The sequence below is a fragment of the Haladaptatus sp. AB618 genome, assembly GCF_024136965.1.
Taxonomy (GTDB): Archaea; Halobacteriota; Halobacteria; order Halobacteriales; family Haladaptataceae; genus Haladaptatus.
In genome coordinates, this window is record NZ_JAMYJX010000003.1 from 67,641 (window position 1) to 79,898 (window position 12,258).

Consider the following 12,258-nt stretch of genomic DNA (forward strand, 5'->3'; position numbering starts at 1 on the left):
TTAAAACCCGTTTGGTTTCCACTGCGACGGATGTGGGACGGAATATATAGCCCTCCCCGTGAGTCTATTTCATTCTATTATGAAAATAAAAATTTTGAAGTCCGATTCCCTAAAATACAGAGTGAATACATCATGACAAACGTCAATCGGCGGCGATTTCTCAAACGAACCGGTGTCGCAGGGGCGGGACTCGCAGCGCTCGGAATGGGAACGGGAACGGTAAGCGCGGATCGATACGGGATTCCCATCGTCTCGACGCGCGGCCATTTCGACGACGACGGTAACCTGACTTCGGGCCACACCGAGACGGGCTACGACACCACTGGCGACGTTCCGGGCGTCGATACCGGCTGTGTGGACGACTTGACCGTGTTCATCCACGGGTGGCACAAGACGGGCGGCGACCCCGAACAGGAGGCGGAGGACAAGTTCCTCTCGGCGAAGAACAACCTCGACGCCGCAGGATACGACGGAACCCTGATCGGCTATTCGTGGGACAGCGACGCCGGTGGCGGCATCGATTATGGCTGGGGGACGGCACAGGACGTCGCCCAGAAGAACGGCGTCAAACTAGCGCAGTTCGCGGTGTATCTCAAATACTACTGTCCGAACACCACGCTCAGGTTCGCTAGCCACTCGCTCGGTGCACAGGTACTCCTCAGCTCGCTTCGCTCGCTCGACGTGACCTCGTGGTGGAACGACGGCGGTTACGAGGTGTACTCGACCCACATGCTCGGCGCGGCGACGGACAACGAAGCGCCCACCAAGGAGTGGATGGACACGTACAACGCCATCACGAACCAGACGACGGCGACGTTCAACTACCACAACGAGGAGGACGACGTGCTGGAGTGGGTGTACAACACCATCGAGTTCGACCAGGCGCTCGGCGAGACCGGCTACGAGGACGGCAACACGCCCGCACCCAACTACGTCGAGTACGATGCGACTTCACAGGTCGGCGACGACCACTCGAACTATCTCGACACCCTCGGCGACGAAATCGTCTACCACATGAACAACGTCCCGTCCTACGTCTGAGACGAATCCGCTCCCGAATCGGGTTCGAACGGCGGTTGCAAAGCGCTTAATTGACCGCCTTACAAACCCTCTCGTATGAAACGGCTCATCATCCACGGGGACCCCGGAATCCGGGACGACGCGATCATCAACTACGACGATGCGGAACAGGTCTGTTTCTCCATCACCCGACAGGGTGACTGGCACGGCCCGGACGAACCCCAACTGTGGTGTGTCATCGGCACCGAGGACGAACGCGAGGACTTCGACCGCCGAAACTACGTTCCCCACTGGCTCGATACGGACGCCATCGACGCCGAGGACGTCGACGTCGTCGAATCCGCCAACTGATCTGTGGTCGAGTAGTTCGATTCTAACATCTTCCCGTTCTCCCGCCGAGTCATACCGCTGGTGGCGAGTCGATTCCGTCGGAACGTGGCGAACCCGGCGAAAATGTGGGACGGTAACGTGGTTCGTTCGCTAGTTATTTCCACACAGCGCCACCGATCTGTCGATTTTCCGGTGAACCGTTCAGTTTCGAAAATTAATGAAGGATTTGGGGGCAGGTAACTGTACGTTCGTTCACTCCAAACCGAAACAACCGGCTGAAATTTCTCCCATTCGGCCTGAAATCGAAAAGAGTGTCTTTCTTAACCGGGCCGCTCGTACGTTCTCACATGACAGGTGTTCGGATTGCAGGAGTCGGTTTGACTCACTTCGGGAAGCATCCCGAGCGGACGGGGCGTGACCTCTTCGCCGAGGCGAGCGCGGGCGCGTTCGCCGATGCGGAGGTCCCCCGCGACGATATCGAGGAACTCTACTACGGAAACTTCATGGGCGAACTGGCGGAGCATCAGGGCCACCAAGGGCCGCTGATGGCGGAAGCCGCGGGAATTCGTGCGCCTGCAACGCGCTACGAGAGCGCGTGTGCATCCAGCGGCGTCGCGATTCGGCAGGCCGTCAAGGACGTTCGGAACGGCGAAGCCGACGCGATTCTCGTCGGCGGCGCGGAACGGATGAACAACCTCGGGACGGAGAAGACGACGGAAGCCCTCGCCATCGCGGCGGACGACCTGTACGAGGTCCGGGCCGGGATAACGTTCCCCGGCGCGTACGCGCTGATGGCGCGGGCTTACTTCGAGCAGTACGGCGGTTCGCGCGAGGATTTGGCTCACATCGCGGTGAAAAACCACGCGAACGCCGTGCCGAACGAACACGCCCAGTTCCAGAAGGAGATCGAACTCGAACAGGCGCTCGACGCACCGATGATCGCCGAACCGCTCGGCCTGTTCGACGCGTGTCCCATCACGGACGGTGCGGCCGCCGTCGTGCTCGTCAGTGACGAGTACGCCGCCGACCACGGCCTCGACGCGCCGGTCTCCGTCACGGGAACCGGACAGGGCGGTGACCGGATGGCGCTCCAGGGACGCGAGTACCTCGCTCGTTCACCTGCGGCCGAGGAGGCCGCCGAGGAAGCCTACGCGGACGCCGGAATCGACGCGAGCGACGTGGACGTCGCCGAGGTGCACGACTGTTTCACCATCGCGGAAGTGCTGGCGCTCGAAGCCCTCGACTTCTACGCGCCCGGCGAGGGAATCGGCGCGGCCAAGCGCGGCGAGACGACACGCGACGGCGACCGCCCGATCAACCTCTCGGGCGGCCTGAAGGCGAAGGGTCACCCCGTCGGCGCGACGGGTGCCAGCCAACTGGCCGAGATGACGCGCATCCTGCGCGGCGACCACCCCAACAGCGACGCCGTCCCGGACGCCAAAGTCGGCGTGGCCCACAACGCGGGTGGCACGGTCGCGAGTGCGACGGTTCACGTTCTGGAGGTGGTCTCGTGAGCGAACACAGTGAGCGAACGGGAGTACGCCAGAGCTTTGCTCTGGAGGTGGAAGAATGAGCGAAAACGCGCACGGAAACACGGGGTACGACGAGTGGTTGGACGCCATCGAGGACGGAAACGCGTACTACCTCGAATGTTCGAACGGACATGGCTCGCTGCCGCCGCGTCGAATCTGCCCCGAGTGCGGGGAAATCGGTCTCGAAGAGACGCCGCTCCCCGAAACCGGAACTATCGACACGTACACCGTCGTCCACGTCGCGGCACCGTCGTTCGTAGACGACGCGCCGTACACGACCGCAATCGCCGACTTCGGGCCGGTTCGAGTGACCGCGATGGCACCCGACGACGTGGCGGTCGGGGATACTGTTTCACTGACTATCGGCGAATCGACAACGAACGGTGACCGACTACTGCTGTTCGAGCGGCGCTAGTTCGTCGAATAGGACGTCCAGAAACGGTCCCGGATGTTCGACGTGCGGAAGCAGTCGCGCCTCGTCGAACACGACGAGGCGCGTGTCGGCTTCGTCCGCGAGTTCTTTCCCGCCTTCGAGCGGCGTGACCTTCGCTTCCCGCCCCCAGACGAGCGTTACGGGGACGTCCACGCGCGCGAGTTCCTCGCCCAGGTCCTCGTCCGGGTTGAGATACCCCGAGATGAACGACGCGGGTGCGAACCGGGCACCGGGTTGGTGGGCGGTCTGCCACTCGAACTCGACGTCCTTCTCCGTGTACGACGCCTCGCTGAAGTAGCCGTCGCGTTCGTTGAACCGGCGAATCGAGCGCTTGCTGGCGATGGCGTTGAACAGCGCGGTTCCGAGGAGCGGCGACCGAACGAGGTTTCGAAGCCACTTCCGACGCTTTCCGGCGTCGTCGGTCGGACAGATGAGTTCCAGTTGGGAGAACGCGCCCGTCTCGACCTGTGTGAGCGTGGCGTACGCCCCGGAGAGCGACGACGCGAGACAGATGGCGTTGTCGGTCATGTCCTCGGCGAAGTCCACGACGAACGAGGTGTACAGCGAGGCGGTGTACACGACCGGCGGCCGCGACGACCGCCCGAATCCGGGCAGGTCGGGTGCGATGACGTGGTACTGCTGGGCCAGTTGCCTGAAAATCTGATCGAACTCCTTGTTCGATGCGGCGGCGTGAATCCCGTGGAGGAAAAGAACGTCGGGGTTGTCCGGGTCACCCGCTTCGGTGTAGGCTACGTCGAACCCGCGCCAGCGGTAGGTTCCCTGAAACCCTTCGAGCGGCGGGTCGAGTGGTTCCGCACTTCCGGCGAGCGATCGATTGAGTGCTGCTGTGAGTCCAACTCCGCCAGCCGTCGCCGCCGCAAGTCGTCGAAGATTCATACGTGAAAGGGCGACCCGAACGGGTTTATCCGTTATGCCAGAAATCAGTCGTGAATACAGTCTTCGATGGGCGTGATGACCTCGTCGGCTACCGAATACGGGTCGGTTTCACGCTCGAACACGGCTTCGACCAGTTCCGCGATTCCACCACGCGACTCGATTTCCGACGCGACGAGTCGGTTGGCGTCCTCGCGCAGGAGTGCTCGAATCTCCTCCGCGTATCTCGTTCGGGTTTTCGCGTCGAGCATGCCCGTCGATTCGAGCAGGTCGTGGTGTTCGTTCAGCACCTCGATGAACTCCGTGACGCCCTCGCCGTCCTTCGCTATCGTCTCCACGATCGGGGGTTCCCAGTCGTAGCCTTCGACGTCGTCGCCGAACTCCGGCGTCGGGGTTCCGTCGCGCATGTGCACCATTTCGGTGAGGTCCGAGACAGCGCGGTCGGCACCCGGCAAGTCCGCCTTGTTCACGACGAAGACGTCGGCGATTTCGAGGATGCCCGCCTTGAGCATCTGGACGTTGTCGCCGCTCTCGGGGGGAACCAACACGGCGACCGTATCGGCGGTTTTCACGATATCGATCTCGTTCTGCCCCGCACCGACCGTCTCGACGATGATCTTGTCCTTGCCGAACGCGTCGAGTGCCTTCACGGCGTCCGAGGTGGCCGTGGAGAGGCCGCCGAGGCTGCCGCGGGCGCTCATCGACCGGAAGAACACGTCCATGTCACCGACGTTGCTCGCCATCCGGATGCGGTCGCCGAGGACGGCCCCGCCCGTGAACGGCGAGGAGGGGTCGATGGCGATGACGCCGACCGTCTCGCCGCGCTCGCGGTAGTAGTTCGCTACCTTGTCCACGAGCGTCGATTTACCCGCGCCCGGGCTACCGGTGATACCGATGATTTCGGCGTCGCCAGTGTGCGTGTGGAGTTCCGAGACGAGTTCCCGATAGCCGGGTTCGCGGTTCTCGATCTTCGTGATGACGCGTGCCAGCGCCCGGTGCTTCCCGTCGAGGAGGTCTGCGAGTAGATCCGTGTGCGTCGCGCTCATCGTTCGGGCGCGTTTTCACGGACGAACTCGATAGTCTCTTCCATCGGCGTGCCCGGACCGAACACCTCCGCGACACCGAGTTCTTTGAGTTCCGCCTTGTCGTCGTCGGGGACGACACCGCCGACGAGGATGAGGGTGTCGTCGAACGCGTCGTACTCCTTCAACCCCTCGACGATTTTCGGGACGAGCGTGTCGTGTGCCCCGGAGAGAATGGAGATTCCGAGGACGTTCACGTCCTCCTGCACGGCCGCCTGCACGATTTCGTCGGGAGCGTTGTGAAGCCCCGAGTAGATGACCTCGAACCCGGCGTCGCGGAACGCCCGGGCGATAACGTGTGCACCGCGGTCGTGCCCGTCGAGACCGACCTTGGCGACGAGGCAGCGAATCGACTGCTGTTCCTGATCTGCGCTCATACACCACCCTTCCCCGCGTTCGGGTTTCACTTTAACGGAAATACATGTGAAAAACGAATTGCGAAAAAACAAGTCCGGTTGTTATACCCCGCTGGCCGGTTACGCGTCGCGAACCGGGTTGGATCTCTCGAATCGATACCGCACAGGAACGGTTTTTCCTCCCCACGGCGGGCGCGACTGGTCAGGGTAGTTCGGGGGGTTCGCACGGCCACCAATCCCACAAATCGAGAACGAAGCGAAGCCACCTTACCCCGGCAGTCCAAACGTGCGTGCATGGCTACGGCGAACGCGCGGGAACGGGCGCGGGAGAGTCCTCTGAAAGTGACGGCAATCCTCTCGGTTATCGGATACATCCTCGTCCTCGGGACGTTTGCGGGCATCCTCCCCATCTATCCGCACATCGGGCGGGGAACCATCGACATGCTCTCGGACGGGATTGCAATCGTGAACACCATCGCAACGTTCTCGCTCGCGCTCGGGTGGTACTGGATTCGCAACGGAGAAGTCAGGAAACACCGCGCCGCGATGATCACCTCGTTCGTCCTCATCCTCGTCTTCCTCGCACTCTACCTCACGAAAGTCGGCGGTGGCGGCGGCGAGAAACACATCGATTTGGTGCACACCTCCATCCTCTACTACGCCTACGTCATCATGCTCGCGATTCACATCATGCTCTCGGTGATCTCGGTCCCCGTCGTACTGTTCGCCATCGTCCTCGGACTCAGCCACACGCCCGCCGAACTGCGAAACACGCCGCACAAGAAGATCGGCCGAATCGCGGCCTCGGCGTGGATTCTCTCCCTGTCGCTCGGCGTCATCACGTTCGCCATGTTAGCCCACTATGGCTGGACGATTCCGAAGTAAGTCATCGTCGAGAATCGGCATCGGATCGAGCCAAACGTCGGTCTTCCGAACTGGTTTTTACCAGCACGAACAACTAGGGGATGGAGTACACGATTTCGATGGGTGACGACACGACGGGGAATACGCGAACCGAAGAAGACACACGGACAGAACCGGACGACGAACCTGCACAGGATGACCGAAAACGAATCGTGGACGAAATCTCGGACCTGATGGAGGAGATCCATTTCGACGATGGGACGAACGACGAGAAAGGGCGGAACCACGACGAGGACGGAGAAAAGGAGTAGCGTCTCCGTCGTGACCGCTGGCGTCGCCACAAAATAAAATCCCCTCGCCGCTCGGTCAGTCGCTTCCCTGGTCGCCCCATCGGTCGGTCAGACTGGGCAGGTTCGGGTCGCGGTAGGGGTTCCGACCGTGGACGGCGTACTCCAGGTCGCCGTCCTCCAACTGCTCCTTGAGGACGCGACGGAGTCGATTGAGGCTCGTGATGTCGAGACCGTGTTTTTCGGTAAGTTCGGTAAATCGGTCCTCGTCGGTGAGCGACTGAAACGTCTCGTAGAGGTCGGTCAGTTGCTCGGGGGGTTGCTCGTGAATCCAGTCGGAGTCGTGCAGTCCAAGGTACTGTTCGCGCTCGCGGTCCACGACGTGGCGGATGACGACCAGTGCGACCTTCGGGATGGCCCGCTGGCTTCCGAAGGCGGTGAGGTCCAACTCGGTCATGATGCCGATGACGCAGTCGCGCTGCCACGGCGTCAGCGACAGGTCGTTACACAGCGCGTGGCTGACCCGAAGTTTGTCCAGTTGGTGCATTCGACTGCTGTGGCCCGCCATCGCGGAGTGGCGTTCCTCGTGCAGTCGGCGGACGTTCTCGCTCAGGTCCGATTCCGGCGAGTTTGCCCGGCCGATGACCGTCGCGCTCGGCGTGACCGGTCCCCACCGACGAACCGACTGGTCGCGCTGGAGGTCGGCCCGCCGAACCGTGCCGTCCCCCGGTCGCCTGCTGAGTCGACCTGGTTGGTCGTCCGCGTCGTCCCCCGTGGCGAACTGCCAGTGGACGACGTGTGAGTCGCCGTCGGTTTGACGCATCGTCCCCTTCTACTCGGTGGATATAGTTCAAAGGTCGGTTTCGGGAAGGATTCTTGACACTCGTCGGGAAATTTCTGGGACGACGTTTTCGTGAGCCAAAGTTACTTTTCACTTGACCGTATTGTATTCGTATGAAAACTCGGCTCGCCTCCTTCGCCTTTTTCGCCCCCTTCGCCGGTGTGATCATCGGCTTGTTCCCCGTTTCGGTGCTGTACCTCGACGGTTACTGGGACTTGCAGTTGGTCGCTTTCATCTGGGCCACGTTCGCTATCGCCGGATGGCTCGCTGTTCGACGTCGGGACGTGTGGCGTTCGAGGGGCAGTTGGTGGAGTGCGCTCCTCGTCGTCGTCGTGCTCGGTGGCGCCCAGTTCGGTATCCACATGGACCTCCCGATTCCCGAGGACCTCACGATCGCGCTCTGGTATTTGGTCTTCGGTGTCGGACTCGCCAGCGCCGCAATCGGCGTCGAGATCGGTATCGAGAAAGGCGATGACGGGGTCGCTACTGATGACGACTACACTGAGCAGAAATCGTCCTCACCAACGGCCGACTGAGAACAAAATTCGTTCGTGCGGGTCGCTATCCGGGAATTACATCACCACAGAAGCGACCTCGTTCCGTCCATATCTCTACCTTATCACCAGAACTACTTAAAGAGAAATCGCGCCTCCGACGGCAGATGGGATTCGGAAGGGAAGTAGAGAGCGACCGCTGTCGGGAAGTCGCGTCAGTAGAACCGGCCGCATTCCGTCCATATCTCTACCTTATCACCAGAACTACTTAAATGGAGAGCGGTTCGCCAGGCTTGGGACCCGAATCGAAATCATACGAATCGGAGTCATAGCGCGACCGCTATCGAAAAATAACACCGGTAGAAGCGACCTCGTACCGTCCATATCTTCACCTTATCACCAGAACTACTTAAACGGAGAACGGTTCCATCGTTGCCGAATATCGACGTGCACAAACCTGACGAGTATCCCGACAACGTCGGATCGAATCTAACCGAAACGTGGCGGGCAGTCACTCACCGCGAGCAACGAGGCGCGGAGCGCCTCGAACTGTGACCGGGCCAAGGCCCGACCATCGTTCCCGCGAGCGAAGTCCTCGTGAGCAACGCGAACGAGGGCAGGGAAGACGCGGTTTGTCTTCCCGAGCAAGCGAGAGCACGGAAGAGCGAAGCTCTTCAGGCGGGAGGGCCGCAGGCTTTTGGTCCAGATTTTTATCGAGGGACGCAAAGCGACCCTCGCGATAAAAAGGTGGGTTCTAGTAGTGCCACGGGTAGTCCGAGAAGTCCGGGTCGCGCTTTTCAACGAACGCGTCCCGTCCCTCCTGCGCTTCGTCGGTCATGTACGCCAACCGGGTGGCTTCCCCGGCGAACACCTGCTGGCCGACGAGGCCGTCGTCCTCCAGATTGAAGGCGTATTTCAACATTCGAATCGCGGTCGGGCTCTTGCCGTTGATCTCTTCGGCCCAGTCCAGCGCCACGTCCTCCAGTTCCTCGTGGGGAACCGATTCGTTGACCATTCCCATCTCCTCGGCCTCCTCGGCGGAGTAGGTTTTGCCGAGGAAGAAAATTTCGCGGGCCTTCTTCTGGCCGACCTGCCGGGCGAGGTAGGCCGACCCGAACCCGCCGTCGAAACTCGCCACGTCGGGGTCGGTCTGGAGGAACTTGGCGTGTTCCTCGGAAGCCAGCGTCATGTCGCAGACGACGTGGAGGCTGTGGCCGCCGCCGACGGCCCATCCGGGGACGACGCAGATGACGGGTTTCGGGATGTGACGGATGAGACGCTGGACTTCGAGGATGTGCAGGCGGCCCGCCTCGGAGGCGTCCTTACTGTCGGCGTCCTCTCCCTGGTATTCGTATCCTTCACCGCCGCGAACGCGCTGGTCGCCGCCGGAGCAGAACGCCCAGCCGCCGTCCTTCGAGGACGGACCGTTGCCGGTGAGGAGCACACAGCCGACGTCCGACTGGCGTTTGGCGTGGTCGAGCGCGCGATACAGTTCGTCCACGGTTCCGGGCCGGAAGGCGTTGCGCACGTCGGGGCGGTCGAAGGCGATTCGGACCGTCCCTTGGTCTTTGGCTCGGTGGTACGTGATGTCGCGGAAATCGAAATCCGAAATCTCCTCCCATCGCTCGGCGTCGAACAGTTCCGATACCATACTCGAAACTGATGGTGGATCGGTCTAATAGGTTCCCGTCCGCGTTTCCTTTCCATCCCCAACCCGGCAAGGCGCGGGGGGACTACGAAGCTACTTGACACGGGACAACCACGGTCGAAAACATGAAGATTTCCGCACGGGCAGACACCTTCGAACGCTCGGGGATTCGCGTGATGTTCGAACTCGCCGAGCAGCAGGGCGGCGACCTCGTCAGGCTCGAAGTCGGCGAACCGGACTTCGATACGCCGGAACACGTCATCGACGCGGCGGCGGACGCCGCCCGCGAGGGAAAAACCCATTACACCTCCGGGGCGGGAATCCCCGAACTCCGCGCCGCAATCGCGGAACGGATGGAGTCGGAGACGGGCGTTTCGTTCGCTTCCGAGGAAGTGACGGTCACGAACGGCGGAATGGAAGCGTTGGCGTTGGCGATTCTGGCCATCGCTGACCCCGGCGACGAGGTCATCCTCCCGACGCCAGCGTGGCCGAACTACGAGAATCAGGTCGTCCTCGCGGACGCCGAACCGGTGAAGGTCCCGCTCCCGGCCGAGGACGGGTTCGACCTCGACGCCGAGCGGATCATCGACCACATGAACGACGACACCGCCGCGGTGATTCTGACGACGCCCTCGAACCCCACCGGCCGTGTCTACGGCGAGGACGCCGTAAAAGCGGTCGTCGATGCGGCGGCGGAACACGACGCCTACGTCATCGCGGACGAGGTGTACGCCCGGTTGACGTACGACGACGAGTATCGCCGCATCTCCTCGTTCACCGACTACGACGGCCTCCTGACGGTCGATTCCTGCTCGAAAACCTACGCCATGACGGGGTGGCGGATGGGATGGCTCGTCGGACCGGAGTCCGTCGTCGAGGCCGCCACACAGGTCGGAGAGAGTACGACCGCCTGCCCATCGAGCGTCGGCCAGCAGGCCGCACTCGCGGCTATAACCGGGACACAGGAACCAGTCCGCGAGATGTACGCCGCGTTCCGCGAACGCCGTGATTACCTGACCGAGCGCGTCGCGGAGATTCCACACATCTCCTGCCCACGCCCGGAAGGTGCTTTTTACGCCTTCCTCGACGTGAGCGAACTGGACGGATCGAGTTTCGACATCGCCGAGCGCCTCCTGTCCGATTACGGCGTCGTCACCGCACCCGGTGGCGCGTTCAGCGCCGCCGGGGAAGGCTATCTACGACTGAGTTTCGCCAACAGCCTCGACCGAATCGAACTCGGTCTGGACCGTATCGAGGCGTTGGTCCGGGACGAGTGCGAATAGGAAAAAGCTCCTCAGAACAAGTCGTCGAGTTGGTCGTTGTGGAACATCTCGGCCGGGTCTTCCGTGCGCTCTTCCTGTTTGTTCGCCTCCTTCGCGCGTTCCATGAACTCCTGCATGCGCGGCGAGCGTTCGACGCCGCCGAGGAGGACCAACGACGCGAGTCGTTCGCTGTCGAGTGGGAAGTCCCCGCCACGGACCTGTAGACTCCCGGTTTCGCCTTCGAGCCACTTGCGCGCCTTCTCGACACCCTTCCGTGGAATCCTGTCCGAATCCCCGGCGACGACGAGGAGCGCGGAGTCGGCGTCCGTCGCTTTCGGCATGCTGAGGTTGCTCAGAATCGCCTGCCGCGTGTTGCTCGTCACGGTGTTGATGTTCTCGGCGCTGTCCTCGCTGGCACCCGCACTGGCGTAGCCGAGTGCCGCGACGCCGCCCGAGCGAAGCGTGTTGATGACCTCGCTCGAATCCACGACGCTCTCACCGACGCCTTCGACCGCCTCCCCGGATGCGAGGAGTAAGCCGACACGTTGGGCGATTTGCTGGTTGATGCTCTCGAACGCTTCGCCGACGCTCTGGCCCGACTCGTGCCACGCGTCGTTGTCGATGAGGAGGGTCGCGTCGGCCTCGCGGACGACGGTTTTCAGCGAACGACCGGCGTTGGCCTGATACATCGAACCTTCGCCCCGTCCCGGCAGGACGCCGAGTGCGTACACGGGTATCTCGTAAATCTGTTGGAGTTCGTGGATCAACACCGGCGCGCCGCCGCTTCCGGTGCCACCGCCGAGTCCGGCGACGACGAAGAGGGCATCCGCTCGCGCTGTGATCCGTCCGTCGAGGGAGTTCATCACTTCGCCAGCGTCGTCTTGCATCACTTCGGCACCGAGTTCGTTATCGCCACCTACACCGTGCCCCTTCACCCGGTCCTGTCCGATGAGAACGGTATCTAAATCGAGTGACTGTAAATCCGTCTTTGCCGAGTTGATGGCCAACGCACCTTGCACCGCATCGAAATCCATGCTCGCGTCGAATTCGGCGAGCCTCTGTGTCAGCTTCCCACCCGCTTGACCGACACCAATCAGGACGACTTTCATGGCGGATTGAAATGAACCACGACCCATAAGTTTTCCGACGTAATCCAAACGGAGGATTTCGGGCAAAAAATGTGTCCCTCGATCCTCACTGAAAGTCGATGGATGT

The 12,258-nt window shown here is 61.9% G+C and carries 14 protein-coding genes; 8 read left to right on the forward strand and 6 right to left on the reverse strand.

The features are described 5' to 3' along the window. Positions 1–132: 132 nt before the first annotated feature. From NKF26_RS10700 to NKF26_RS10715, 4 genes are all read left to right on the forward strand, one after another. Positions 133–1,041, forward strand: coding sequence for a twin-arginine translocation signal domain-containing protein (locus tag NKF26_RS10700; protein ID WP_253234288.1), 909 nt, complete (start codon positions 133–135; stop codon positions 1,039–1,041). A 75-nt stretch (positions 1,042–1,116) separates the two neighbouring features. Next, positions 1,117–1,371, forward strand: a complete 255-nt coding sequence (locus tag NKF26_RS10705; RefSeq protein WP_253228175.1) for an HAH_0734 family protein — start codon at positions 1,117–1,119, stop codon at positions 1,369–1,371. A gap of 326 nt (positions 1,372–1,697) precedes the next feature. Then, a complete protein-coding gene (locus NKF26_RS10710) occupies positions 1,698–2,864 on the forward strand; it encodes a thiolase domain-containing protein (RefSeq protein WP_253228174.1) in 1,167 nt (388 codons plus the stop codon). Positions 2,865–2,919: 55 nt separating this feature from the next. Next, a complete protein-coding gene (locus tag NKF26_RS10715; protein WP_253234289.1) occupies positions 2,920–3,297 on the forward strand; it encodes a Zn-ribbon domain-containing OB-fold protein in 378 nt (125 codons plus the stop codon). Here the strand turns inward: NKF26_RS10715 and NKF26_RS10720 are convergent. Genes NKF26_RS10720 through NKF26_RS10730 form a run of 3 tightly spaced genes read right to left on the reverse strand, consistent with a single transcriptional unit; the run spans position 3,274 to position 5,668 of the window. Then, positions 3,274–4,212, reverse strand: a complete 939-nt coding sequence (locus NKF26_RS10720; RefSeq protein ID WP_253228172.1) for an alpha/beta fold hydrolase — start codon at positions 4,210–4,212, stop codon at positions 3,274–3,276. The two genes, NKF26_RS10715 and NKF26_RS10720, sit on opposite strands and share 24 nt — an antisense overlap. Positions 4,213–4,256: 44 nt before the next feature. After that, a complete protein-coding gene (gene meaB, locus NKF26_RS10725; RefSeq protein WP_253228171.1) occupies positions 4,257–5,255 on the reverse strand; it encodes a methylmalonyl Co-A mutase-associated GTPase MeaB in 999 nt (332 codons plus the stop codon). Next, positions 5,252–5,668: a cobalamin B12-binding domain-containing protein gene (locus NKF26_RS10730; RefSeq protein ID WP_066143229.1), complete on the reverse strand. Its 417-nt coding sequence runs from the start codon at positions 5,666–5,668 to the stop codon at positions 5,252–5,254. Before NKF26_RS10730 ends, meaB begins: the two co-directional genes overlap by 4 nt. Before the next feature lie 273 nt (positions 5,669–5,941). On the opposite strand from NKF26_RS10730, the gene NKF26_RS10735 reads away from it, so the two are divergent. Both NKF26_RS10735 and NKF26_RS10740 read left to right on the forward strand, forming a co-directional pair. After that, positions 5,942–6,532, forward strand: coding sequence for a DUF420 domain-containing protein (locus NKF26_RS10735; protein ID WP_253228170.1), 591 nt, complete (start codon positions 5,942–5,944; stop codon positions 6,530–6,532). Between the two features lie 98 nt (positions 6,533–6,630). After that, positions 6,631–6,822 (forward strand): hypothetical protein, encoded by a 192-nt coding sequence (locus NKF26_RS10740; RefSeq protein WP_253228169.1) that lies wholly within the window; start codon positions 6,631–6,633, stop codon positions 6,820–6,822. A gap of 55 nt (positions 6,823–6,877) precedes the next feature. Here NKF26_RS10740 and NKF26_RS10745 read toward each other — a convergent pair whose 3' ends face one another. Further along, positions 6,878–7,621 carry a DNA-directed RNA polymerase subunit epsilon gene (locus NKF26_RS10745; RefSeq protein ID WP_253228168.1) on the reverse strand — a complete coding sequence of 248 codons (744 nt, stop codon included), beginning with the start codon at positions 7,619–7,621 and terminating at the stop codon, positions 6,878–6,880. A 131-nt stretch (positions 7,622–7,752) separates the two neighbouring features. Between NKF26_RS10745 and NKF26_RS10750 the strand changes: the two genes are divergently transcribed. After that, positions 7,753–8,175, forward strand: a complete 423-nt coding sequence (locus NKF26_RS10750) for a hypothetical protein (protein ID WP_253228167.1) — start codon at positions 7,753–7,755, stop codon at positions 8,173–8,175. Between the two features lie 712 nt (positions 8,176–8,887). On the opposite strand, the gene NKF26_RS10755 is transcribed toward NKF26_RS10750, so the two are convergent. Then, entirely contained in the window at positions 8,888–9,784 is an 897-nt protein-coding gene (locus tag NKF26_RS10755) for a 1,4-dihydroxy-2-naphthoyl-CoA synthase (RefSeq protein ID WP_253228166.1), read from the reverse strand. A gap of 122 nt (positions 9,785–9,906) precedes the next feature. Between NKF26_RS10755 and NKF26_RS10760 the strand changes: the two genes are divergently transcribed. Continuing rightward, positions 9,907–11,064: a pyridoxal phosphate-dependent aminotransferase gene (locus tag NKF26_RS10760; RefSeq protein ID WP_253234290.1), complete on the forward strand. Its 1,158-nt coding sequence runs from the start codon at positions 9,907–9,909 to the stop codon at positions 11,062–11,064. Positions 11,065–11,075: 11 nt separating this feature from the next. On the opposite strand, the gene NKF26_RS10765 is transcribed toward NKF26_RS10760, so the two are convergent. Continuing rightward, complete coding sequence (locus NKF26_RS10765) at positions 11,076–12,152, reverse strand: tubulin/FtsZ family protein (RefSeq protein ID WP_253228164.1); 1,077 nt, start codon at positions 12,150–12,152, stop codon at positions 11,076–11,078. Positions 12,153–12,258 lie beyond the last annotated feature (106 nt).